The organism is Micromonospora sp. DT231 (assembly GCF_049847025.1).
GTDB lineage: Bacteria > Actinomycetota > Actinomycetes > Mycobacteriales > Micromonosporaceae > Micromonospora.
This window is the reverse complement of record NZ_JBNCNO010000001.1, coordinates 819,494-841,346: the sequence shown is the minus strand read 5'-3', so window position 1 is coordinate 841,346 and position 21,853 is coordinate 819,494. Positions and strand designations below refer to the sequence as shown.

General features: G+C 73.5%; 26 protein-coding genes. 10 read left to right on the top strand and 16 right to left on the bottom strand.

From position 1 onward, the window contains the following. Positions 1-125 precede the first annotated feature (125 nt). The 7 genes from ACPXBU_RS03720 to ACPXBU_RS03690 all read left to right on the top strand — a co-directional run bounded on the left by ACPXBU_RS03720 (position 126) and on the right by ACPXBU_RS03690 (position 8,598). Positions 126-506 (top strand): hypothetical protein, encoded by a 381-nt coding sequence (locus ACPXBU_RS03720; RefSeq protein ID WP_393373404.1) that lies wholly within the window; start codon positions 126-128, stop codon positions 504-506. Positions 507-658: 152 nt separating this feature from the next. Continuing rightward, a complete protein-coding gene (locus tag ACPXBU_RS03715; protein ID WP_030504016.1) occupies positions 659-919 on the top strand; it encodes a hypothetical protein in 261 nt (86 codons plus the stop codon). A 6-nt stretch (positions 920-925) separates the two neighbouring features. Continuing rightward, positions 926-2,044, top strand: a complete 1,119-nt coding sequence (locus ACPXBU_RS03710; RefSeq protein ID WP_393373401.1) for a hypothetical protein — start codon at positions 926-928, stop codon at positions 2,042-2,044. Then, positions 2,037-4,712, top strand: coding sequence for an FtsK/SpoIIIE domain-containing protein (locus tag ACPXBU_RS03705; RefSeq protein ID WP_425756400.1), 2,676 nt, complete (start codon positions 2,037-2,039; stop codon positions 4,710-4,712). The genes ACPXBU_RS03710 and ACPXBU_RS03705 overlap by 8 nt, the downstream gene beginning before the upstream one ends. Beyond that, positions 4,709-5,371: a hypothetical protein gene (locus ACPXBU_RS03700; RefSeq protein ID WP_393373396.1), complete on the top strand. Its 663-nt coding sequence runs from the start codon at positions 4,709-4,711 to the stop codon at positions 5,369-5,371. The genes ACPXBU_RS03705 and ACPXBU_RS03700 overlap by 4 nt, the downstream gene beginning before the upstream one ends. Before the next feature lie 88 nt (positions 5,372-5,459). Then, on the top strand, positions 5,460-8,042 hold the full coding sequence (locus tag ACPXBU_RS03695; RefSeq protein WP_425756398.1) for a CHAT domain-containing protein: 2,583 nt from the start codon (positions 5,460-5,462) through the stop codon (positions 8,040-8,042). A 40-nt stretch (positions 8,043-8,082) separates the two neighbouring features. After that, positions 8,083-8,598 (top strand): trypco2 family protein, encoded by a 516-nt coding sequence (locus tag ACPXBU_RS03690; protein ID WP_425756396.1) that lies wholly within the window; start codon positions 8,083-8,085, stop codon positions 8,596-8,598. On the opposite strand, the gene ACPXBU_RS03685 is transcribed toward ACPXBU_RS03690, so the two are convergent. Beyond that, the gene (locus tag ACPXBU_RS03685; RefSeq protein WP_425756394.1) at positions 8,595-9,872 is read right to left on the bottom strand and encodes a cupin domain-containing protein; all 1,278 of its coding nucleotides are present in this window, start codon (positions 9,870-9,872) and stop codon (positions 8,595-8,597) included. The two genes, ACPXBU_RS03690 and ACPXBU_RS03685, sit on opposite strands and share 4 nt — an antisense overlap. Positions 9,873-9,881: 9 nt before the next feature. Further along, a complete protein-coding gene (locus ACPXBU_RS03680) occupies positions 9,882-10,187 on the bottom strand; it encodes a hypothetical protein (RefSeq protein ID WP_007459745.1) in 306 nt (101 codons plus the stop codon). Between the two features lie 157 nt (positions 10,188-10,344). Between ACPXBU_RS03680 and ACPXBU_RS03675 the strand changes: the two genes are divergently transcribed. Next, positions 10,345-11,124 (top strand): DUF72 domain-containing protein, encoded by a 780-nt coding sequence (locus ACPXBU_RS03675; protein ID WP_393373386.1) that lies wholly within the window; start codon positions 10,345-10,347, stop codon positions 11,122-11,124. 48 nt (positions 11,125-11,172) lie between these two features. On the opposite strand, the gene ACPXBU_RS03670 is transcribed toward ACPXBU_RS03675, so the two are convergent. The 10 genes from ACPXBU_RS03670 to ACPXBU_RS03625 form a co-directional block, all read right to left on the bottom strand. Beyond that, positions 11,173-11,601, bottom strand: coding sequence for a DUF2267 domain-containing protein (locus tag ACPXBU_RS03670; RefSeq protein WP_355029128.1), 429 nt, complete (start codon positions 11,599-11,601; stop codon positions 11,173-11,175). Continuing rightward, positions 11,594-11,779 (bottom strand): hypothetical protein, encoded by a 186-nt coding sequence (locus ACPXBU_RS03665; RefSeq protein ID WP_425756391.1) that lies wholly within the window; start codon positions 11,777-11,779, stop codon positions 11,594-11,596. The genes ACPXBU_RS03670 and ACPXBU_RS03665 overlap by 8 nt, the downstream gene beginning before the upstream one ends. Positions 11,780-11,909: 130 nt before the next feature. Continuing rightward, positions 11,910-12,782, bottom strand: coding sequence for a DUF72 domain-containing protein (locus tag ACPXBU_RS03660; RefSeq protein ID WP_425756389.1), 873 nt, complete (start codon positions 12,780-12,782; stop codon positions 11,910-11,912). A 48-nt stretch (positions 12,783-12,830) separates the two neighbouring features. After that, a complete protein-coding gene (locus tag ACPXBU_RS03655) occupies positions 12,831-13,229 on the bottom strand; it encodes a TraR/DksA family transcriptional regulator (RefSeq protein ID WP_425756388.1) in 399 nt (132 codons plus the stop codon). A gap of 164 nt (positions 13,230-13,393) precedes the next feature. Beyond that, positions 13,394-14,056, bottom strand: a complete 663-nt coding sequence (locus tag ACPXBU_RS03650) for a uridine kinase (protein ID WP_425756386.1) — start codon at positions 14,054-14,056, stop codon at positions 13,394-13,396. Between the two features lie 41 nt (positions 14,057-14,097). Further along, the gene (locus tag ACPXBU_RS03645) at positions 14,098-14,703 is read right to left on the bottom strand and encodes a winged helix-turn-helix domain-containing protein (RefSeq protein WP_393373372.1); all 606 of its coding nucleotides are present in this window, start codon (positions 14,701-14,703) and stop codon (positions 14,098-14,100) included. Between the two features lie 248 nt (positions 14,704-14,951). Next, positions 14,952-15,500 carry a winged helix-turn-helix domain-containing protein gene (locus ACPXBU_RS03640; RefSeq protein WP_393373369.1) on the bottom strand — a complete coding sequence of 183 codons (549 nt, stop codon included), beginning with the start codon at positions 15,498-15,500 and terminating at the stop codon, positions 14,952-14,954. A gap of 50 nt (positions 15,501-15,550) precedes the next feature. After that, positions 15,551-16,039 (bottom strand): rhodanese-like domain-containing protein, encoded by a 489-nt coding sequence (locus ACPXBU_RS03635; protein WP_393373367.1) that lies wholly within the window; start codon positions 16,037-16,039, stop codon positions 15,551-15,553. A gap of 46 nt (positions 16,040-16,085) precedes the next feature. Further along, entirely contained in the window at positions 16,086-16,541 is a 456-nt protein-coding gene (locus tag ACPXBU_RS03630) for a cysteine dioxygenase (RefSeq protein ID WP_393373364.1), read from the bottom strand. 109 nt (positions 16,542-16,650) lie between these two features. Further along, complete coding sequence (locus tag ACPXBU_RS03625) at positions 16,651-17,028, bottom strand: signal peptidase I (protein ID WP_425756382.1); 378 nt, start codon at positions 17,026-17,028, stop codon at positions 16,651-16,653. Between the two features lie 227 nt (positions 17,029-17,255). Here ACPXBU_RS03625 and ACPXBU_RS03620 point away from each other — a divergent pair, with 227 nt between their 5' ends. After that, entirely contained in the window at positions 17,256-17,648 is a 393-nt protein-coding gene (locus tag ACPXBU_RS03620) for an ankyrin repeat domain-containing protein (protein ID WP_393373358.1), read from the top strand. 32 nt (positions 17,649-17,680) lie between these two features. After that, positions 17,681-18,631 carry a DUF3500 domain-containing protein gene (locus tag ACPXBU_RS03615; protein WP_425756379.1) on the top strand — a complete coding sequence of 317 codons (951 nt, stop codon included), beginning with the start codon at positions 17,681-17,683 and terminating at the stop codon, positions 18,629-18,631. Between the two features lie 101 nt (positions 18,632-18,732). Here the strand turns inward: ACPXBU_RS03615 and ACPXBU_RS03610 are convergent, their stop codons facing one another. The 4 genes from ACPXBU_RS03610 to ACPXBU_RS03595 all read right to left on the bottom strand — a co-directional run bounded on the left by ACPXBU_RS03610 (position 18,733) and on the right by ACPXBU_RS03595 (position 21,718). Beyond that, positions 18,733-19,491 carry a class I SAM-dependent methyltransferase gene (locus ACPXBU_RS03610; RefSeq protein WP_425756378.1) on the bottom strand — a complete coding sequence of 253 codons (759 nt, stop codon included), beginning with the start codon at positions 19,489-19,491 and terminating at the stop codon, positions 18,733-18,735. Positions 19,492-19,842: 351 nt separating this feature from the next. Next, positions 19,843-20,037, bottom strand: coding sequence for a helix-hairpin-helix domain-containing protein (locus tag ACPXBU_RS03605; protein ID WP_357254085.1), 195 nt, complete (start codon positions 20,035-20,037; stop codon positions 19,843-19,845). Between the two features lie 132 nt (positions 20,038-20,169). Next, the gene (locus ACPXBU_RS03600) at positions 20,170-20,661 is read right to left on the bottom strand and encodes a DUF2231 domain-containing protein (protein ID WP_393373346.1); all 492 of its coding nucleotides are present in this window, start codon (positions 20,659-20,661) and stop codon (positions 20,170-20,172) included. A gap of 316 nt (positions 20,662-20,977) precedes the next feature. Continuing rightward, positions 20,978-21,718: a GAF and ANTAR domain-containing protein gene (locus ACPXBU_RS03595; RefSeq protein ID WP_425756375.1), complete on the bottom strand. Its 741-nt coding sequence runs from the start codon at positions 21,716-21,718 to the stop codon at positions 20,978-20,980. Between the last annotated feature and the right edge of the window lie 135 nt (positions 21,719-21,853).

The window sequence follows — 21,853 nt, the reverse complement described above, 5'->3', positions numbered from 1 at the left end:
TCGGGCGCGGCACGGTCGGCAGGGGCTACCCGGCGCGCGCCCCGACAAACGCCCCGGGAGACGGCGTACCGGTATCCCGGGAGTGGCGTGGGGTCGGGGCCGGCCGTTGGTGGCAGGCTGACCGGATGGATGAGACCCCGCTGCTGATCGTGGATGGCGCCAACGTGGTGGGCTCCCGCCCGAACGGGTGGTGGCGTGACCGTGCCGGGGCGGCGGCCCGCCTGCGCGACTCGCTCGCGCCGGTGGCGACCGTCGGGCTGCCGGCCCGGCTGCCCGCCCCGGTGGAGGTGGTGCTCGTGGTCGAGGGAGCCGCGCGGGACGTGCCCGGGACCGACGGCGTGCGGGTGGTCTCCGCCCCCGGCTCCGGCGACGACAGCGTGGTCGACCTGGTCGCGGGCGCTCCGCAGCGACGCCGGTTGGTGGTCACCGCGGACCGGGAGCTGCGCGAGCGGGTCACCGCCCTGGGCGCGGAGGTGTACGGGCCCCGCTGGCTCCGAGATAATTGAGAAGTTCTCGCACTGGGAGTCCCACAGAACGGACTCCCGGCACTTCCAGGGGCCTACCGGACAGGCGGGCAGGAACACCGACAGGGCGGATGTTCTTTCGCGGCGGCCGATAGGCTCTAATGGAGATCTCCCCGCCCCCAGGAGGTTCCGCCGTGGCGAGCGTCGCCGAGCTGAAGGCTGCCATCGATGTCGCCCTCCAACAGATCGGTGACGGGCAGACAGCCGTGCAGGCGGCCGGCGAGAAACTGGCCGAGGCGCAGCAGACCCTGGCCGGCGCGCTGGAGGGCAGCGGACACGAGACGGTGGAGGCGGCCCAGGCGTCGCTGACACAGGCCAGCCAGGAGCTGGAGGAGTGTCTCGCCGCGACACTTGTCGCGGTCGAGCAGGCGCAGCTCTACGTCGCGACCCTGTAGGCCGCCGTGTCCATCATCGAGGACGTCGGGGGGCAGGTCCGCGCCGCCAGCGAGGAGTTCCCGCTGGCCCTGCTCGGGCAGGCGCTGGAGAAGTTCGGCCTGGCCGCCGAGCGACTGCGTTGGGTCCGCCAGGAGTCGGCGAACCCGATGGGGGTGCCCGAGTTGTCCGCCGCGACCGAGCACGCCGAGAGCGCCGGCTACGCGTTGCGGGTGGCCCAGGAACAACTCTCGGCGTACCTGACGGCGATCGGGTTGGGCGCGGACGGCGCTCCGGCGCCCCGCCCTGAGCAACGCGCTCCCCGACACGACACGCCGCCGCCCTCCGGGCCCACCGCAGTCGCCCCGGAGTCGGCCGAGAAGGTGCGAATGAGCCGCTGGTGGTCGGTGCGGGTGGCCGAGCTGACCGGCGGGCGCGAGGGCACCGACGACGAGCCGGACGGGCGGGTGGACGACTCCCAGGAGTTGCTGCGCCGAGTGGTGGGTGGTGTCCGCTCCGGCGACCGGGACCGGCTCCGCAAGGAGCTGCGCCGGGCGCCGGCCGACGTGGGGCTGGGAATGGCGGCGCTGGCGCCACCGCTGTTGCGCGAGCTGGCCGGTGAGCTGCTGGGGCACCCGCCGCGCGCCGCAGACCTTCCTCGACTGCGCGGAGAGTTGGACGGGCGCGTGCGCGACCTGCTGCCCGGGCTGCCGCCACCGGTGCTGGAGACGCTGCTGACCCGGGTGTGCCGGATGCCGCCGCCGCGCACCTCCGGCGAACCCACGCACGCCGCCGACTCCGCGGTGACCGCAGGTGTGGCGACCGGGCTGCTGCTCGCCCGCCTCGGCCGGGACCTGCCCTCCGGCGACCGGGCCCAACCAGCGGGCCCGGGTCAACCAGCCGGCACGGGCCAACGCGGCGCGGGCCAACCAGCCGGCACGGGCCAACGGGGCGCGGGCCAACCGGGCGGAGCGGGTCAACAACGCGGCGCGGGTCACCAAGCGGGCCAGCCAGGCGGGGCGGGTGGCCGCCCCGGTGGTGCGGTCCGCCGGCCGGGGGACGCGGGAGGACAGCACTCCGGTGGGCTGCCACCGCGTTCGGGCAGCCCGTGGCGGGACGCGCCGATCCGTCGGGGCTCCGATGGCTGACCGGCGTGGTCAGCTGGCCGGGCGGATCCGGGACACCCTGGCCGAGGCGTTGGGCGCCACCCGTACCCGGCTGTCCGCCGCCCAGGCGGAGCTGACCTCCGGGCGGGAACGGTTGGCCCGGGTCCAGCGGGCCGCGGCCGCCGTCCCGGAGCGGGTGGGCGCGCAGCGGGACCGGCGCATCGCCGAGATCGACGCCCGTTACTCCGCGCGGATCGCCGAGCTGGCCCGGCGTGCCGCCGAGGCGGCCCGGCAGGAGGCGCCCGGTTGCGCGGGGGCCGACTGGGCGGGGTGGGCACCGACGCCGACCCGGCGCGCGGAGCCGCCCGGCGCGCTGCGGGTCGGCACGGTCCGGATCGACGGCGTCGACCCGGTGCCCGCGCTGGTGCCGCTGCTCGACGCCGGCCACGTCCACCTCTCCGGGAACGACCGGGCCGGCTGCGACGCGGTGGTGTCCGCGTTGCTGCTGCGGGCCGCCGGCCGCGCCGACCCCGGGGCGGTACGGCTGGTCGGGTACGACCCGGAGCAGCTCGGCGGCGGCCTGGCCGGGTTCGCGCCGCTGGGCACCGCGGGGCTGCTGACGTTCGTCGGCCCCGGCGGACTGGGTCCCCTGCTCGACGACCTGGTGGAGCAGATCCGCCGGATCAACGAGACGGTGCTCGCCGGCGAGTACGCCTCGCTGCGTGAGCTGGCCGCGGCGACCGGCCGACGCCCCGAACCGTGGCGGGTGGCGGTACTGCTCGGCGGCGACGAGCTCAGCCGGCACGAGCGCGGCCAGCTCGACCGGGTGGTCCGCGCCGGCGCGGCCTGCGGGGTGCACCTGGTGGTGCACGGTGTGCCGGTGCCGGAGGACCCGACGGTGACCCGGGTGGTGGCCGGGACGTCCGGCGCGCGGATCGGCGGGTCGGCCGGGCTGCCGATCCGGTTGGACCCACCGCCACCGGCGACGCTTGTCACCGAGACCTGCCGGGAGATCGCCGCCCAGGTGAACGCCGGCCCGCCGCCGACCCCGTTCGCGGACCTGCTGCCTCCGCCCGAGCTGATGTGGCGCGAGGACTCCGCCGACGGGTTGACCGCGCCGATCGGTGAGGGGCCGCAGGGCCGGCCGGTGCGGCTGTCGTTGGGCGACTACCCGCCGCACGCGCTCATCGGTGGGCCGTCCGGCACCGGCAAGACCAACCTGATCTTCGCGTGGATCGGTGCCCTCGCCGCCCGCTACTCCCCCGCCGAGCTGGAGTTCTACCTGCTGGACTTCAAGGAGGGGGTGTCCTTCGCGCGGTTCGCGCAGGGCCGGCGTGACCCGAGCTGGTTGCCGCACATGCGCCTGGTCGGCATCAACGTCAACACCGACCGGGAGTTCGGGCTGGCGCTGCTGCGGTTCCTCGCCGAGGAGCTGCGCCGGCGGGCCGACGCGGCCAAGAAGCACGAGGTGACCAAGCTGGCCGAACTGCGCGCGGTCGACCCGACCGGGCACTGGCCCCGCATCGTCGCGGTGGTCGACGAGTTCCAGATGCTGCTGGCCGGTCGGGACGTGGTCGCCCGGGAGGCGGCCGACCTGCTGGAGGACCTGGCCCGGCGCGGCCGGTCGCAGGGCATCCACCTGGTGCTCGCCTCGCAGGACGTGCGGGGCATCGAGGCGCTGTGGGGCCGCCCCGCGCTCGTCGCCCAGTTCACCCTGCGCATCGCGCTGCCCAAGGCGCTGCGGATCCTCGCCGAACGCAACGACGCGGCGCAGTCGCTGCCCCGCTGGCACGCGGTGGTCAACGCCGAGTCGGGCATGGTGGAGGGCAACGAGGTCGCCCGGATCCCGTCGGCGAGCGACTGGGAGACGTGGAGCGGGTTGCAGCACCGGCTGTGGCGGATGCGCCCACCCGACGCGGCGCCGGCCCGACTCTTCGACGGCGACGCGATCCCCCGGCTGCCGGACGCCCCGGACTTCCGGTCGCTCACCGCGCCCCCGGACGGGAGCGTGCCGCGCAGCCCGGTGGCCCTGCTCGGCGAGATCATCGACGTGCAGTCCCGCTCGGCGGCGCTGCGCCTGCCGCGCGCCCCGGGGCGCAACCTCGCGGTGCTGGGCACCCGGGTGGACGAGGCGTGCGCGGTGCTCGACGCGGCGGCCCGGTCACTGGCCCGCCAGCATCCGCCCGGCACCGCCCGGTTCTCCATCGCCTGCCTCGACGCGGACGCCGACCCGATGGCCCGCGCCCTGTACGACGACCTGGCCGACGACGCCGCCTGGTACGACGAGGAGACCGTCGGCGAGCTGATGGCCGAGACGGCCGACGGGCTGACCGGGCCGGGCAGCCCGCACTACCTGTTGCTGTTCGCTGTCGACGCGGCGGCCGGCGCGCTGGCCGCCCGCGCGGGGCGGCGCACCGGCCTGGAGCAGCTACGCCGCATCATGCACGACGGGCCGGAACGACGGACGCACGTGCTGGCCTGGTGGCGGGGCGTGGCCCGGATGCGCGCCGACCTCGGTGGGCCGGCCGCCCGCACCGACCAGATCGGCGCCTGGGTGGCGTTGGACGCGCACGGCGGCGAGCTGGGTTCGTCGCTGTACCCGGGCACCGGCGGCCCGGACTGGTATCCCCGCCCCTGGCGCGGGCTCTTCTTCGACCGGGCGGTCCACCGCACCGGACAGGTGATCATCCCCTATGGACCGTCGCGGTGAACGAACCAGTGGCCAGTGAGACGTACGCGGCGCAGTTGCGGCGACTGGCCGACCTGACCGCGCGGGTGGGTGAGCAGCGCGCCGAGGCGCACACCTGGTACGAGCGGCAGTGCGCGGCCGCCGAGCGGGCCGTCGCCGACGCCACCGAGCAGGTCCAGGACGCCGAGGTGGAACTCGTCGAGGCGCGCGAGCAGCAGGAACGGGTCGACGCGGAGGTGGCGCACCTGTGGCAGCAGGTGCGTACCCGCCTCGGCGCCCGTCGTCTCGGCGGCCCGCCCGCGCCCGCGGCCAGCGGCGGGGGCACCGACGCGGTGGTGCTGCTCACCCGGGCCCGGGACCTGCTCGACCGGGCCGGGCAGCCGGGTGAGCTGCCGGGCTCGGTCAACCCTCTGCTGGCGCTCTGCGGGGTTGCCGGCGCGGTGCTCGCGTACGCGCTGGGGCTCGGGGCAAGGGCGTTGGGCGTCGGGTACGGCGGCGACCTGGCGGTCGGGATGCCGGTGCTGGCGCTTGTGGTGACCCTGATCGGGCCGTTGGTCGGGCTGGCGCCGGCGCGCGTGCTTGCCGACCGGAGACACGCGGTGCTCGGCCCCCGGCCGATCATCGTGGTGCTCGGCGCGGGCCTGCTGACCACCGCGCTGCTCCTGGCACTTGGCCGCTGAGCCGGTCGGCGCGTCCACAAAGGGTTGTCGAGAAGCCGACCGTCGGCGCGGCGGAAATCAGCGCGCGATCTTCGATACGGTACGTCAAATGGTCAGCTTCCTCATGAGTTACCGCTCCGACGACGATCACGCCGTCGCGCGCCTGCTCGATGACGCGCTGACCGCGCGATTCGGCGGCGACAGCGTCGTTCGCGACGATCCCCCCGCGATCCTGCCCGTCGCCGAGCTTCGACGCCGCCTGTCCGCCTCGGCGGCGCTCATCGTCGTGATCGAACCTCACCCACCCGGCGAGTCGGCGATCCCCGCGGAGCGCCTACCGGGGTTCAACCGCCGGACGATCGCCGCCGCCCTCGGACAGCACGTCCCGATCATCCCGGTGCTTGTGGACAACGCCGAGCTGCCCCGCGAGAGGCACCTGCCCGACGTGCTCACATCGCTTCGCCAGCAGCACTACCGGCGGATCCACACGGACAGCGTCCAGGCGGACATCGGCCACCTGGTCGACGACCTCGCGACGACCTTCGGCCCGCAGACCGCACCGGCCGGGCCGCCGATCCCCCTGATCCTCAGCGTCGAGCCGATGCGATGGCTCATGCCGCCGCCCAGCCACGGGCCCTCGGCGGCGATCGTCTACTCGACCCGCCGGGGTGGTCTGGAGGCCGCCGACAGTGACCGTCCGATGTGGTGGCGGCACCCCGGGCTCGTGGCCCGCTACTCGACGCGCTACGAGGTGGACACCAGCGACCACTCGGTCGTCGTCAACCTCCAACTGCCGACCAAGAGCGGCGCGTACCACTTCGAGGCGTCGATCACCGTCGGCTTCCGGGTGACCGACCCGGCGCGGATCGTCCGACACACGATCACGGACGCCGGGGTCCTGGTCCGCGAGTTCCTGCTGGACACCTGCCGGCCGATCACGTCGCGGTACGCCATCGAAGAGGTTTTCCACGCCGAGGTCGCCATCGACCAACGGCTTGCTGAGCAGACCTCCGCGCTCGGCGGCATCACCCTTCAGCGGAGCAGCACCCGGCTGTCCCTCGACGAACGCACCCTTCGCTACGTGCGCGAGCGTGAACTGAAGCGGCAACGAGACGACCTGGAGGAACAAGTCTCGTTCCGGGGGGCACGGCTTCGACCGGCCCCGCTCGACGATGAGGCTGACTTTCCGGTGTTGCTCAGCAGGAGGTTGACAACGACGTTCAACGGGTCGCCGGCCACGTCCTCCCGGGGTGTCACCCCGGCGCCGGAGCGGCTGTTGGTGGCGCGCGCGCCCACCCAGGTCCCGGCGGGGCAGGACCTGAGCGTCGAGGTCCGGCTGGTTTCCGAGGGACGATCGGTTCCTGCCGACGCCGTGTCGGCACGCATGCGGAGCTTTCTCGTCGCCGAGGCCGGCACACCGGTGACCGTGACCGTCCACGCGCCCGCCGGCCTGCACGCCGAGGGTCCACTCCAGCAGACGGTGCTGGTCACGCCGGACGACGATCCGGATCCGATCCGGTTCGGGTTCGGGGCGCGTACCCCCGGTCTGCATCGCGTCGACGTGACCGCCTGGGCCGGCGGCACGTTCCTCGGCGAGGTGTCGGTGGAGGTCTCGGTCGCGGACGGTGGGCCGTTCCGCGACGGCCAGCCGAAGACGGCGCCGATGGGTGCCCCGCGGGCTCGGCCGGGCGAGGTCACCATGGAGGTCCGGTTCGACGGCAGCCGGTACACGTTCCAGTTGCGCTCCGACGCGGCGCTGTTCGCCCCGGTCGTCGAGTCGGTCACGAACACGCCGAACGCGGCGGTGGAGAACGCCATCCGGGAGATGCAGCAGTTGGCCGGCGGTGGTTCCCGCTACACGGCCACGATGATCCGCGAGGTCATCCGGTCGGCGGGCATCCACCTGTGGTCCGAGCTGGTGCCGGCCGACGTGCGGGACCAGTTCTGGCAGGTCGGCGCCGACATGAGCGCCTTCACGATCGCCACCGACCACGACGTGGTCCCGTGGGAGTTGCTCTACCCGCTCAGCGCCGAACGCGATGCCGGTTTCCTCGTCGAGCAGGTCCCCGTGGTCCGCCGCACCTACGGTCAACACCGGAACGCGACCGTCGGCCTGCGCAACCCGCGCTTCGTGGTGCCGCCGAAGGCCCCCACCGGCGCGCACGACGAGATCGCCGCCATCCGCGCGATCCTCGGCGCGGCCCACAGCGAGCCCATCACCAGGGCCGACGAACTCCTCACCCTGATCAATTCGGGGACGCTGGGAGCGACCCACTTCGCCTGCCACAATACGTTCTCGGCGGACGGCTCGTTCATCGACATGGACGGCGGCCGGTTCAAGCCGAACCTGCTCGCCGAGGCCAGCATCCGCAAACTGCTGGCGGAAACCGGTCCCCTGGTGTTCATCAACGCGTGCCGGAGCGCCGGCGTGGCCCCGACGTACACCAAGATGCTCGGCTGGGCGCAGCAGTTCATGTCGTCCGGGGCGGGCGCCTTCGTCGGCACGCTCTGGGCGGTGCGCTCGGACAGCTCGGCGCGCTTCGCGACCGCGTTCTACAGTTCCCTCGCCGACGGCGCCACGCTCGGCGCGGCGGCCCTCGCGGCACGGGTCGAGCAGCAGGACGACCCGCTCGACCCGACCTGGCTGGCCTACACCGTGTACGGCGACCCGTTCGCCACCGCCGCCGTCTGACCGGTCGGCCACCCAACTCCCCCGGAAGAAGAGGTACGGCATGGACGTGAGCGACTACAGCGTGCCCGTCGAGGAACTGGTGTCGGCGGTGAAGGACGCGGTGGAGCAGGCCGGCATCTCCACGACCGACGAGGGCCGGGACCTGCGGGTCGCCTCCGTTCAACTGATCCTGAGCGCGGTCGCCACCACGAAGGCCGGCGGTGGCCTGGACTTCCGGGTGCCGGTGATCGGCTGGAAGGTGAAGGTGGGCGGCAGCCGCTCCCACCAGAAGACCCACACGATCGACATCACGCTCGTCGCCGAGGATCTCCAGGATCGGCACGAGCTTCGCCACAGCGCGGTCGCGGCGACCCTGGTGGACGCGATCACCACGATCCGCGCCGTGGTCGCCGCCGGCAGCGGCGGTGACGACCCGCTGGTGCTGAGGGCCGGCACCGTGGAACTCGTCTTCGGCGTCACCGATCAGGGCACGATCTCGGTCGGCGCGGAGGGCGAACTGACCGACGAGATCACGAACACGCTCAAGATCGAGCTGGTCGCGGCCACCGCCGGCTAGCTCGCCGGGACCAGGACGGCCTCGCGGAGCAGGCGGCGGGTCAGGGTGACCCGGTCGGCGTCGTCGGGCAGGCCGGGCAGGTCACCAACCCGGGCGACCGCGCCGCTGAGCAGGACACGAGCCGCCGCCTCGCACTCGGCGGGCAGGGTGATGGTGCGGTCGAACAGCCGCAACGCCACCGTGTCCGACCCCTGCGACACGAGCTGCCAGCGCAGGCCGGGCCGCAGGGTGACCCGGGCGTCGGCGTCCAGCGCGGCCACCGCGTCGGCCTGGGCGAGCGGCCGGATGGGTGCCGGACGGGCCGCCGGCCAGGCCCGCTGGCGCAGCCGCGCGGCGACCGCGCCCGGGTCGGCGCGCAGCAGCCAGTCGCGCAGCGCCTCCACCGTCTCGGTCAGCTCCGGCTCGATGGCGTCCGGGTCGGCGACGTCGGTGCCGAACGGCAGGCTCGCCCGCAGCCGCTGGTCCTCGGCGGCAAGCGCGAGCAACTCCTCGACCAGGGCGTACCGGGTCAGCGCCCGGATGCCCACGGTCAGGTGCAGCGAGCTGGCGTCCTGGGCCTGCGCGCTGTGCAGCCAACCCCGGGGCAGGTAGAGGGCGTCGCCGGGGGCGAGCACCACGTCCAGCGCGGCGGGGCCCTGCGCGGTCGCCCCGACCTCGTCGGCCCGGCCACCCCACGGCTGCTTCTCCAACGGGTCGGGCAGCACCGGCGGGTGGATCCGCCAGTGTTTGCGGCCGTCGACCTGGAGGACGAACACGTCGTGCGTGTCGTAGTGGGTGGCGAAGCCCTGACTGCCGGCCGGGGTGAGGTAGGCGTTGATCTGGAGCGGCTGGTTGAGCGCGAGGCCCAGATCGCGGGCGAAGTCGACCAGCGGCGGCCAGATCCGGTGCAGACCCTGCAACACAAGCGTCGCGCCGGCGGCGTACTGCTCCAGGACCCGCTCGTCGAGCACCTGGTCGCCGATCTCGGCGCCGGCGCCGCCGCCGCCGGTCCAGCGGGCCGCGGGCACCAACTGGCCGTCCCTGGCGACCCGCAAAAACGGGGTACGCAGACCGCGCCGGCTCAGCAGCTCGTCGGCGTCGGCGGGGCTGAGCAGGTCGGTGAAGCCGGCCGGGTCGGGCAGCTCGGCGGCGCGGGACAGCAGCGGCGTGTGGCCCCAGTGCGCGGCGGCGAACTTGGCCGGCTCGACCGAGACGCAACGGGCCAGAGCCGCGGCGGCGGATGCGGACGAGACCGCCGGGCGGCCGTGGCCGCCCGGCGGGTCGAGATGCGTCATGGTGAGCCGCTACCGCGCGCTGCCGTCGGCGCCGCCGTCCTGCTGACCCGGCGTCGCGCCGCCGTCGGCGGGGCCTTCCGCGCCACCGTCCGCGCCGCCGTCCTGGTGACCGGGGGTCGCGCCACCGTCGGCCGGGCCCTCCGCGCCACCATCGGCGCCGCCGTCCTGGTGACCGGGGGTCGCGCCACCGTCGGCCGGGCCCTCCGCGCCACCGTCCGCGCCACCGTCCTGGTGACCGGGGGTCGCGCCACCGTCGGCCGGGCCCTCCAGGCCGCCGCCGCCCGTGGTCTGCATGTCGTCGTCGTTGAGTGCCATCGGTACTCCCTCGGGTGTGCCGCCCCGCCGTACGCCGGGGTCCGTCGTGCTGCGGGTGGTACCCCACGCGCGATCTTCTCTAACCCTCACCGTAGACGTCGAAGCGCGGCGACACGGGCGGTTCACGAGCGGTGGCGCAGAGTGTCACGATGGGACGGTGATCCTGGTGGGTACGTCCGGCTGGCAGTATCGGGACTGGCGGGGCCGCTTCTATCCGCGGCAGGTGCCGCAGCGGCTCTGGCTGGAGCACTTCGCGGAGGGCTTCGCCACGGTGGAGGTCAACAACGCCTTCTACCGGCTGCCGGAGCGGGACACCTTCGCCGCCTGGCGGGCACGGACCCCGGCGGACTTCTGCGTGGCGGTGAAGATGAGCCGCTACCTCACCCACATCAAGCGACTGCGTGAGCCGGCCGAGCCGGTGGCCCGGTTCCTCGGTCGTGCCACCGCCCTCGGTGACCGGCTCGGCCCGGTGCTGCTGCAACTGCCACCGAACCTGCGGGTGGACGTGGCGGCGCTCGACGCGACGCTGCGGCTGTTTCCGGCGGACGTGCGGGTCGCGGTGGAGCCCCGGCACCCCTCCTGGTGGACCGACGCCACCCGGGCGGTGCTGGAACGGCGTCGGGCGGCGCTGGTCTGGGCCGACCGGCTCGGACGACCGGTCGCCCCGCTCTGGCGTACCACCGACTTCGGCTACCTGCGGCTGCACGAGGGCCGCGCCCGACCCTGGCCCCGGTACGGTCGGGCGGCGCTGCGGTCCTGGGCGCACCGGCTGGCCGACACGTTCGGCGCGGACGAACCGGCGTACGTCTACTTCAACAACGATCCGGGTGGCGCCGCGATCGTGGATGCCGTCGCGTTCGCCGCGTTGGCCCGCCGGACCGGGCATCCGGTGTCCCGGGTGCCGAGCGCCGCCGAGGCGGATCCCACCGACGGCTGAGAGCCCGCCCGACGGGTCGTCGGACGGGCTCTGCGGCACATCAGGTCGTCAGGGCATCATCGTGGCCAGGTCGGCCGGCATGGTGTCCTTCACGTCCTGCCACTCGCCCTGGGTGACGTGTCGGCGCAGGGTGTCGAGCACCACCTGCGTCACCCGTTCCGGGCCGCCCTCCGCGTCGTACGGGAAGCCCTGGCGGACCTCGTAGAGGAAGTCGTCCCGGTTGAGCTTGATCGGCACGTCCGACGGGACCCACCCGTCGAAGTAGATGCCCCGCACCAGCACCGGCAACTGCTGGGCGAACTCCACGCTCTCGTCCACCGGCAGCCGGTCGCGCAACAGGTGCAACACCGTACGCAGCGCCGCGTACGACTGGTTGCGCCGATCCTTGGGCCAGCCGTAGGCGTTCTCGATGTCCTTCAGGATCAGGTTGGTCTTGTCCAGCGAGGATTCGAACGCTGAGATCATCGCGTCAGCCATCGGTGGCCCCCCGTTCCGTGGTGTCCCACCGTCGGTCGTCGGTGCGACGTGGCGGCCCCACCGGGCCGCGTCGGGCCCGCACCGGGCTGCCCTGCGGGGCGCTCCGGGCGTTGTCGGGCGTGCCGACCACGTGCAGGACGGCTCCCCGCCGTCGATCCGTCACCACTCGAACCGTCATCCCCCGTCACCTCCGTGTCGTCTCCGGCGTCGGCCACCCTCGGGGCGCCCGCCCACCGTCTCCACACTGCCGGCGGGGCGGGTGAGCCGGCACCACCCCGATCGGGTGAACCACGGACGCCGCGGGCCGGTCAGTCGGTGCCGAGCAGCCCGGCCAGTGTCGTCGCGTTTGTCTGCGCGTAGTCGCGGTAGCAGTTGTTCATGAGCACGTGGGTCTGGCCGGCCTGGTCGGCCAGCTCACGCAGCTTCGGCGCCCATTCGGCCAGCTCCCGCTTGGAGTAGTGGTAGCCGAACTTCTCGTGGATGTCCTTGCTCGTCCACTTGTCGCTGTGGCCGTGGAAACGCACGACCGCGAGGTCCGCGGTGGCGGCCAGCACCGGGGGCAGCGACGAGCGGTGGCCCTGCGGCATGTCCACGCAGACGTACGGCAGGTTGTGCTCGCGCAGGAAGGTGAGGGTCTCGTCGGCGTTGTCGCCGTCGAACCAGGAGGCGTGCCGGAACTCGTACACCGGGCGCAGCGGGGCGCAGCGCTTCGCCACCTCCAGCAGGTAATCCTTGTTGGCTCGCTTGATGGTGAACCAGGGCGGGAACTGGAACAGCAGCGCGCCCAACTTGCCCGCCTCGACGAGCGGGTCCAGCGCGGAGAGGAACCGCGTCCAGACCTCCTCGTACGCCTGCGCCGGCAGGTCGTCGGGGTAGACGTTCTTCTTGTCGGTCTCCGGCCGCAGGTCCTTGTAGAGCGCGCTGACCCGGGTGGGATGCCCGGTCAGCAGGCTGAACGCCTTGATGTTGAAGGTGAAGCCCTCCGGGGTGCGCTCGGCCCACAGCTTCGCGGTCGCCTCGGCGGGCGGGGAGTAGTAGGTGGCGTCCACCTCGACGAGCGGAAACGTTCGGGCGTAGTAGGCCAGCCGTTTCTCCGGGGTGTCCGCGGTCTGCGGATACCAACCCGAGTCCAGCAAGGTGCGGTCGGTCCAGGACGCGGTGCCCACCAGGATGTCACCCATGGGTGAAGTCCATCGCGTTGTGGACCGACCGGCAACCGCTGGCGTCGCTCAGGCCGCCCGCCGTTCACGGGTCTGCTTGCAGGACACACATGTGGTGGCGGCCGGGAAGATCTCCAGCCGCTCCACCGGGATCGCCGCCGCGCATCCCTCGCACCATCCGTAGGTGCCCTCCTCGAGCCGGCCGAGGGCGTGCTCGTACTGGGCGCGGCGGTCGAGGATCGTGCGCAACAGCGACTGCGCGGTGTCCCGCTCGGCCGTCTTGGTGCCACTGTCGGCCTGGTCGTCGCCGGCGGTGTCACCGACCTCCACCAGCCGCAGCACGTGGCTCTGGAGCACGGCCTGGTCGTACTCGGCGGTCAGCTCGTCGTAGCGCGCCTGCAGGGAGAGCCGGATCTGGTCGATCTCCGCCTGCGGACGGGTCGTACCGACCGTGTCGTGAACGAGCATCGCTGCCTGCCTCTCCTGGTCCTGTGGCTCACGGTGAACCGGATGCCGGCGGCGTCGCGCCCCGGTCACGGTCGCACTCGGTACGCGGGCGGTCACCCGCGCTCTGTGAGCCGGGCGAGTACCCGCCGGACGAGCCGCGCAAACCGAGGATTTCTCGGCGGTTCTCAGGCGTCGCCGTCGGCCTCCACGAGCGCCGGGTGGCGGGGGTCGTCGGCCCGTACCACCACGTCGGCGAAGCTCGCCGGAACGACCTCCTCGGCGTACCTGTCGAAGGCCGGCAGCGCCCACGCCTGTGCGGCTTCGGTACGCCGGCGCAGCGCCGCCGAGGACAGCTGCAGGTGGACGGTGACGTCGAAGGGCAGGCCACCGCCGAGCAGCAGCGGGCCGCTGACCAGGACGACGCCTCCGGGCGGCAGGTGGACGTAGCGGGCGCGGCTGGCCCGGTCGGCGTCGGCGTCCCAGAGCGACGGGAGCAGCAGGCCGGTGCCGCCCGGACCGGCCGGGTCGAGCACCTCACGGCGGAGCCCGACCTCGTCGACCCAGTTCTCGTAGAAGGAGTCCGGGTTGGTGCGGCCCAACTCGAAGCGCAGCGACGCGGGGCGCAGGAAGTCGGTGGCGCGGACGTGCAGCACCGGACGACCCCGGGCGCGCAGCGGGTCGACGAGCGCGGCGGCCAGGTCGTCGGCACCGGCGGCGGGAGCGCCGTCCACCGCCACCCGCAGGCGCGCGGGCCCGGCGGTGTCGGTCGCGGCGCGTGTCGCGGCGTCGGCCAGCCGGCCGGTCAGCTCGTCGACGAGCAGGTCGGGCGAGATGGGGCGGATGCGCACCGGACCATCCTGCCCCGCGCCGGGCGGGTCGGTGACGCCGGTCAGCCGGTGCGGTCGACGGTGACGCGGGCGTCGTCGGCCAGCCGGTAACCCACGCCGTAGACGGTGGTGACAAGTGGCACGTCCACCCCGACCTTGCCGCGCAGCCGACGCACGTGCACGTCGACGGTACGCACGCCGGCGTGCTCGTAGCCCCAGACGGCGTTGAGCAGTTGCAGCCTGGTGAACACCCGGCGCGGATGGGCGACCAGGTGCAGCAGCAGGTCGAACTCCAGCCGGGTCAGCGGCAGCGGCTCGTCGTCGCGCAGCACCGAGCGGGACGACGCGAGGATGTGCAGCGCCGGGATGGTCGGGCTGAGCGCCCGGGTCGGCGACCTGTTGGTGGAGGCCTGGTCGGGGCGGCGCTCGGCCGGGACGGCCCCGATGATCACGCCCTCGCCCCGTTCCAGCATCTCGCGGGCGGCTTCGAGCAGCCGGCGTGCCGCCGGGGTCAGCGACTCCTCACAGGCCAGCGGGATGGACAGCGTCACGGTGAGCACGGGCGCGGCGGTGTTCGCCGGGCGACGCTGGCCGCCGGGAGGTCGACCGGGCACCGGAGGTTGGGACGTATGCCATCCGGCGCGCGACGAGGCAGGGCTGACCGACATGGTCCTCCTTGGGCTGATCCGGGTATCTCCCCACGGCCCGGGACGCCGCTTCATCGATGTTTCCCGGCGCTTGGGCGAGGGTCAAGAGGCGGCCGCGTTGCATGACTGTGACAATTGACTTACACATAGGAGCCAGGTGCTCGCTCTGCGTGTGAGGTCAGATGATTACAGCAGAGCCCACGCGATGCCCCGATACGGGGGTCCCCGTCCTGTTCAACGGGGCGTTCACCGGACCGCCGGAGTTGGGCTCAGCGGTTGTGGTCCACGTTGATCCGCGCGTCTTCGGCCAGCCGGTAGCCGACCCCGTAGACCGTGGTGATCAGCTCCGATCCGGGCAGCTTGGCGCGCAGCCGGCGGACGTGCACGTCCACGGTCCGGGCCACCGCGTGCTCGTAACCCCAGACGCTCGACAACAACTGCAGGCGGGTGAAGACCCGGCGCGGGCGCTCGGCAAGGAACAGCAGCAGCTCGTACTCGATGCGGGTCAGCGGGACCACCCGGCCGCCGCGGCGGACCAGCCGCGAGCCGGCCAGGATGTCGACGTGGTCCGCCTCGGCGGGCGGCTCGGCGATGACCGGACTCGGGGCCGGTCGCGGCCCCGGTGCGACGTTCTCGACGGTACGCAGCTCCCCCTCCCCCGACTCGGCCAGCTCACCGAGCAACTGCACGAGCCGGGCCAGCCGCGGGCTCAACGGCCCGGGGACGAGGTCGAGGGTGATGGTCAGGGTCGGAGCGGTGCGCGGCCGCGTGGGGCGCAGCCCGGGGTGACGGCGCGTGGGGATGGCGACGACGGACATAGTGCCTCCTGAGTGGCGGTACGCCCGCCACGCCGGGTACGGCGTGGCGGTCAGTGGCGGGCTCGCCCGGTGTTGACCGGGGGCGCGAGAGGGGTGGTGCGGTGCAGCGGGGTCGGCCCGAGGGCCGGCAGGCCGGCGATCCGCCAGGCGGCGAACCCACCCGCCACGTCGGTGGCCCGGTGCAGGCCGATGTCCTGCAGGGCGGCGGCGGCCAGCGACGAGGTGTAGCCCTCCTGGCAGAGGACCACCACCGGCACGTCGTAGTCGACAGCCTCTGGCAGGCGGGCCGGACAGCGCGGGTCGAAGCGCCACTCCAGCACGTTGCGCTCGACCACGAGCGAGCCCGGCACCATGCCGTGCGCGGCCCGCTGCGCGGCCGGACGGATGTCGACGAGCAGCGCTCCGGCCCGGTACGCCAGGTGCGCCCGCTCCGGGTCCAGCCGGTGGAGGCGGGCACGCGCGGCGCCCAGGATCTCGTCGATGCCCCGAGAGCCCGGCGGCGGCACGGGGGCCGGGCGGTGCTCGGCGGTTAGCTGCATTATGGGTTCCCTCCGGTGACAGGTATGGATCGTGGCTGGCCGGCGGTCACCAGGACCGGCCGGCCTCGGCGACCTCGGCGACCCGCAGCCGTCCGTCGATCAGGTGATAGCGGGTCATCCGCAGCAGCGCCGGCCGGTAGACGTGCACGCTGACCGCCGGCACCGACCCCCGGTTGGTCACCTGGTGCACGTGTCGGGGGCCGAAGCGGCGACCGGTGCCGGCGGGCAGCAGCCGTGGGCGCAGCCGACCGTCGCTGATCGTCTCCTCGGTGAGCGCGCCGTCGACGACCCGGAACGCCCCGGCGGAGCCGCCGTGGTCGTGCAGGTCGGTGCCCTGCCCGGGCAGCCAACTCAGCGCCCACACCTCGTGGTCGTCGCCGACGTCGAGGCGCGCGTACCAGCGCTCGGCGGGGTCGAAGCGCAGCGCGACCGGCCAGCCGGCCGGGTCGGCCCACCGGGCGGCGACGGTGCGCAGGTCGGGCTCCGGGCGGCGGTGCGTCATGGCGGTTCCTCGCGGGTCGTTCGGCGGGGTGCCCTCGTACTCTAGACGGTAAAGCCTATAGGTTTAGTAGGTAATACCGACTGGTGGGACGCCGGTCCACCTCCGAGGATCAGCGCAGCACCGGAGGATCCACCCGGTAACCGGGCAGGGAGGGCCACCGCACGGTCAGCACCACCGACGCCCGCTCGGCGAACCAGGAGTGGTCCACCCCGCGGGCCCACACCACGTAGTCGCCGGGCGCGGCCAGCCGTACCGTCCGGTCCGGCAACTCCACCCGGAAACACCCCTCGACGAGGACGAGCAGAGTGGTTCGCCGCTCGCCGGTGGCCCACCGCGACCGGGCCTGCCCGGGCGGATGCACACCCCACTTCACCTCGACCTCGGTGCTGTGCCGGATCTCCCCCGGCGGCACGAAGTACCCCAGCAGCCAACCGGCGTCGGCGGCGCCGTCGACACCCGCGTTGCCCACATACACCGTCTCCGCCATCGGACCCTCCCCAGCGCGCCGGCCGAGCAACCTATCAGGACCACGGCGACCAAGGCCTGTTTCATGAGGGCGGTCGAGCCGAGGCGGAGTCCGGGCGGCGATCCGGCAAGGCGCGGTTTCGTTCGGATACCGGTGTTGTATCCGGGCGAAACCGCAACGCCGCCGGTCGTCGTCCGGGCCCGCCGCAGGCCGGCCAGTTCTGATGAAACATGCCTTAGCCTGGACCGGTGACCGACCACCTCGACGCCGAGACGCTCGCGTTCGCCCACCGGATGTTCGACCTGGCCCGGGCCGGCTCCACCGAGGAGCTGGCCGCGCAACTGGACGCCGGCCTGCCCGTCAACCTCACCAACGACAAGGGCGACACGCTGCTGATCCTGGCCGCGTACCACGCCCACCCGGACACGGTGGCCGCCCTGCTCAGTCGCGGCGCCGACCACACCCGGGCCAACGACCGGGGTCAGACCGCGCTGGCCGCCGCGGTCTTCCGCAGCAGCACCGAGGCGGTCCGCGCGCTCCTCGCCGCCGGCGCCGACCCGGCCCACGGTAACCCGTCGGCCCTGGACACCGCGGCGTTCTTCGACCTGCCGGAGATGACGCGGCTGCTGCGCGCCGGCTGACAGCGACGCCGGCCGGCCGGTATACAGGGTCGGTGGAAGATCCTCTGCCCGAGCAGATGCGCACCGCCGGCACCGCGCTGCTGGCCGCGCTCGACCCCGCCGCCCGCGACAGCGCCGTGCACCCGTTCGACGACGAGTCGGCCCGACGCTGGCTGGAATACCGGCCCCGGCCCCGGCCCGGTGTCTGCCTCGCCGCACTCGACGTCGCCGGCCGCAAGGCCGCGCACCGGCTGCTGGCCACCGCGCTCAGCCCCTCGGCGTACGCGCAGGCGATGGCGATCATCTCCCTGGAGGAGGTGCTCGACCGGGCCGAGGACTGGCAGCGCGGGCGGCACAGCGGCGACTACTGGGTGGCCGTCTTCGGCGATCCGGCGCGCGACGACCGCTGGGGGTGGCGGCTGGAAGGACACCACCTGTCGGTCACCATGACGGTGGTGGACGACCAGGTCTCCCCCGCACCGATCTTCTTCGGCGCCAACCCGGCCGCGGTCCGGTACGCCGGCCGCCCGGTCTCCCGGCCGCTGGGTGTCGAAGAGGATCTGGCCCGGGCACTGCTCGACGCCCTGGGGCCGGCCGAGCGGGGCGCCGCGATCATCGCCGACGAGGCCCCGGCGGACATCATCAGCGCCACCCGTGGACGGGTCGACGGGCTGCTGGAACCGCTCGGCGTGCCGGCGGACCGGTTGGGGCCGACCGGCCGCGCGTTGCTCGACCAGGTGGTCGCGGTCTACCTGGACCGGTTGCCACCCGAACTGGCCATCCGCGAGGCGGCCCGACTGGACGCCGGCCACCTGCACTTCGCCTGGGCCGGCCCGACAACCCCGGGCCAACGGCACTACTACCGCGTACAGGGCGACGACCTGCTGATCGAGTACGACAACACAAGCGCCGACGGCAACCACGCGCACACCGTGCTGCGCCGCCCCGCCAGCGACTTCGGCGCCGACATCCTGGCCACCCACCACCGGACCCAACCCCACTAACAGCCCTCACCTGGCGTCGATCACGGAGTTGTGGTGGGTGGCTTGCCCGGTGCGCGGCTTCCGTTCGGCAGCACAACTCCATGATCGACGGGGCTTTGGGGTCAGGGGCGGGTGGCCTCGATGAGGAAGCGCTGGGCGTGAGCCACGAAAGGGCCCTCGCTGACCATGCGGTCGTGCAGGGCGCGCAGTTGGTCGCGGTAGCGGTCGACCGTGAACCCGGGCACCGTCCAGATCACCTTGCGCAGAAACCACACCACCGCCCCGACGTCGGCGAAGGTCGCGCGCAGGGTGGCCCGACGCAGATCCACCACCCGCAGGCCGGCGGCCTCGGCAGCGGCAACCGCGTGCTCGGGGTGCCGTAGGGCCGGCGGCGGCAGCGGGCCGAGGATCGCCTCACTCAACTCCCGCATGGTGCCCGCCCCGATCTGCTGCGACAGGAACGTGCCACCCGGTCGCAGCACCCGCGCCGTCTGCGCCCAGTCGGTACGCACCGGGTGCCGGCTGACCACCAGGTCGAAGGAGGCGTCGCGAAACGGCAACGGCCCCTCCTGAGCGACCGCCACCACCGTGGCGCCCACCCGGCGCAGCGTCCGCCGGGCAACCTCCACGTTCGGCGGCCAGCCCTCGGTGGCCGCCAGCAGCCTCGGCGGACGCGGTACCTCGGCGAGCACCTCCCCACCGCCGGTGTCCACGTCCAGTGCCGCGTCGGCGCGCGCCATCCGGTCAGCGACCAGCCGCGCGTACCCCCAGGGTGGACGCTCCTCGGTGGCCCGGCCGGCAAGCCACCCGAACCCCCAACCCTCGACCGGCGCGGCCGCGCCCTGCGCGATCAACTCCTCGGCATCATCCTTGGCGTTCACGGCGATCAGCCTCGCCGGCCGGCCACCCAGCCGGCAACCCAATTGCCCACGGCCCGGCCGAACAGGCCTCGCCGGACCGGGCAAGCGCGGCAGGCCGAGCCGAGCCGGCAGGTTCAGCGGTCACGACGCAGCCGCAGCGGGCGACGGCAATGGCGGCGTTGCGGGAGCCGGACGGAGGCCGGGCAGGTTCAGCGATCACGACGCAGCCGCAGCGGGCGACGGCAATGGCGGCGTTGCGGGAGCCGGGCGGACGGGGGCTGGTCCGGCCCGGGCTACGTCTCTCGATCGCGGCGGGCCGGCGGTAGCGCGGCGTTGGCGGGCGTCACGGGTGTCGACTGGCAGGGGCGGGTCTCAGCCGAGCCCGAGGTTGTGCTCTTCGAGGGCGGCCTGGAGGATGCCGAGCGCCTTCGGCCCCATGCCGTGCAGCTTGGCCAGGTCCGACCGGGGGACGCCGGCGAGCTGGCGCAGGGTGGTGTAACCGGCACCGTGCAGGGCGCGCGTCGCGGGCGCGCCGATCTTCGGAAGTGTGTCCAGCGGCGAGGTCATTCGCGGATAGTAATGAGCACCTCCGACACGACCGGCGCGCCGCGGCGGGCCGGATCCGGCCAGGGGGCGGCGGGACCCGATCCCGGTCAGGGAGGTGGACCCGATCCGGTCAGGAGCTTGGGCCCGGTCCGGTCAGGGGCGTGGGCGGGTCATCTCCACCGTGGAGCCGGCGAGCGTGTCCAGGCCGCCGGCCTCGGCGCGGCCGGTGTCGAACTGGCGCATCAGCTGGGCGCCCAGGTGCACGCCGACCCCGCCGACAGCCAACGCGACCAGCTCGGTGATCAGGATCGCGGCTGACGCGCCGCGCTGCGGGGAGTGCGACCGGACCAGGCAGGCGAGGAGGAACATGGCGGCCATCGCGGTGTTGACCAGATTGAAGGTGACCGCAATGCGGCGGGTGCGGTCACCCGGCACGTCCCACAGGTCGACCATGCCGGCCACGGCGGTCAGCGCCGCGGCGACGAGGGCGGCGACGGCCGTCCAGTAGCCGACCTCACCCAGGAACGCCGGCCCGCCGAGGACGTCGGTGAGGTCGAAGACGGCGGCGCTCACGAAGAGCCCGAGCGGGAACGTCACAAGCATCGGTTGGATCGGGTGGCCCCGCACCCGTAGACGACTCTGCATCGGTCCTCCCCCGGGTCGGCGCACCGCACCTGACCCAGAGTGCTACCCGAGAGCACTCACCGTGAAACGATGCCGCCCGACTCGCCGCTGGCGGGGAGAACGGGCATCCCTGGCCCACCCCGTCGCGGCCGGAACGGATGATCGACTCGGGTTCCGGGAAACCGGCCCATCGGCGAGCCCCGGACACCCCGACATCAAGGAACCCGAGTCGATCAGCGCCCGCAAGCAGACGATGGCCCGGCGGACGGCCGCGGCACGCGGGCGGGCGGCGCACGCGAGCGGGCGGCGGCGGCCGCAGCAAGCGGGCGGTGGGCGGTCAGGTGTCGCGCTGGCGCGAGACCGTTCGGATCAGTCGCTCGGCCACCTCGCGCAGCGGGATGTCCAAGGACGACGCGGCGGTACGCAGCACCTCCAGGGCCTCGACCGATGGGCACCCGCGCTGCGTCATGATCACGCCGATGGCCTGGCCCACCACCCCGTCCTGGAGCAGCGCGGCGTCGCGTTCCCCGGCGAGAGCGGTTTGTCGGCCGCGGTCGCGGACGGCGGCCAGCAGCAGGCCGGCGTGTTCGGCGAGCAGCATCGCGGTCAACTGGTGCTGCGGAGTGAGCACGTGGGGCGAACCCGCGTAGAGGTTGATCGCCCCGATCACCTGGTCGTCGATGTCGACCGGGGCCGAGATCACCCCGTGTACGCCGAGGTCGCGGGCGCGCGCCGTCCAGACCGGCCAGCGCTGCTCAGCGGCCAGGTCGACGGCGAGGATCATCTCCCGGCGGTGGATCGCGCTCATCGCCGGCGAATCCGGCCCGTGCCGCAGGTCGTCCAGGCCGGCCAGCCGCTCGTCGGAGGCGGCCACGCCGGCCGGTTCGCCGGCACGCAGGGCGGTGAACCCGCACCAGCGCACACCGGCGACCGCGTCCCGGGTGACCCGGACCAACGCCAGCAACGCCTCGTCGAAGTCGTTAAGCGCGATGAGGCCGGCGGTCAGTTCCCGCAACAGTGCGGCGGTTTCCAGGACGCCGAGACTCTGCACCACCGGTTCCCGCGTGTCGAGGTTCACCGGTTCGCAGCCTCCGTGCACCCTCGCGCCTGCCCAGCGGGCATCGTCACCTGTGTCATCGTCTGCTCTCTTCCGCCTCAACCGATCAGTGCTACTACCCGGCGAAACCAGGGTCGAAACGACGCAAATCGGAGC

What these genes read in the sequence shown, in the direction of transcription:
- ACPXBU_RS03720 (WP_393373404.1), top strand. Translation starts at nt 126, where the DNA reads ATGGATGAGACCCCGCTGCTGATCGTGGATGGCGCCAACGTGGTGGGC.
- ACPXBU_RS03705 (WP_425756400.1), top strand. Translation starts at nt 2,037, where the DNA reads ATGGCTGACCGGCGTGGTCAGCTGGCCGGGCGGATCCGGGACACCCTG.
- ACPXBU_RS03695 (WP_425756398.1), top strand. Translation starts at nt 5,460, where the DNA reads ATGGTCAGCTTCCTCATGAGTTACCGCTCCGACGACGATCACGCCGTC.
- ACPXBU_RS03690 (WP_425756396.1), top strand. Translation starts at nt 8,083, where the DNA reads ATGGACGTGAGCGACTACAGCGTGCCCGTCGAGGAACTGGTGTCGGCG.
- ACPXBU_RS03685 (WP_425756394.1), bottom strand. Translation starts at nt 9,872, where the DNA reads ATGACGCATCTCGACCCGCCGGGCGGCCACGGCCGCCCGGCGGTCTCG.
- ACPXBU_RS03680 (WP_007459745.1), bottom strand. Translation starts at nt 10,187, where the DNA reads ATGGCACTCAACGACGACGACATGCAGACCACGGGCGGCGGCGGCCTG.
- ACPXBU_RS03670 (WP_355029128.1), bottom strand. Translation starts at nt 11,601, where the DNA reads ATGGCTGACGCGATGATCTCAGCGTTCGAATCCTCGCTGGACAAGACC.
- ACPXBU_RS03665 (WP_425756391.1), bottom strand. Translation starts at nt 11,779, where the DNA reads ATGACGGTTCGAGTGGTGACGGATCGACGGCGGGGAGCCGTCCTGCAC.
- ACPXBU_RS03660 (WP_425756389.1), bottom strand. Translation starts at nt 12,782, where the DNA reads ATGGGTGACATCCTGGTGGGCACCGCGTCCTGGACCGACCGCACCTTG.
- ACPXBU_RS03655 (WP_425756388.1), bottom strand. Translation starts at nt 13,229, where the DNA reads ATGCTCGTTCACGACACGGTCGGTACGACCCGTCCGCAGGCGGAGATC.
- ACPXBU_RS03645 (WP_393373372.1), bottom strand. Translation starts at nt 14,703, where the DNA reads ATGTCGGTCAGCCCTGCCTCGTCGCGCGCCGGATGGCATACGTCCCAA.
- ACPXBU_RS03640 (WP_393373369.1), bottom strand. Translation starts at nt 15,500, where the DNA reads ATGTCCGTCGTCGCCATCCCCACGCGCCGTCACCCCGGGCTGCGCCCC.
- ACPXBU_RS03635 (WP_393373367.1), bottom strand. Translation starts at nt 16,039, where the DNA reads ATGCAGCTAACCGCCGAGCACCGCCCGGCCCCCGTGCCGCCGCCGGGC.
- ACPXBU_RS03630 (WP_393373364.1), bottom strand. Translation starts at nt 16,541, where the DNA reads ATGACGCACCGCCGCCCGGAGCCCGACCTGCGCACCGTCGCCGCCCGG.
- ACPXBU_RS03625 (WP_425756382.1), bottom strand. Translation starts at nt 17,028, where the DNA reads ATGGCGGAGACGGTGTATGTGGGCAACGCGGGTGTCGACGGCGCCGCC.
- ACPXBU_RS03605 (WP_357254085.1), bottom strand. Translation starts at nt 20,037, where the DNA reads ATGACCTCGCCGCTGGACACACTTCCGAAGATCGGCGCGCCCGCGACG.
- ACPXBU_RS03600 (WP_393373346.1), bottom strand. Translation starts at nt 20,661, where the DNA reads ATGCAGAGTCGTCTACGGGTGCGGGGCCACCCGATCCAACCGATGCTT.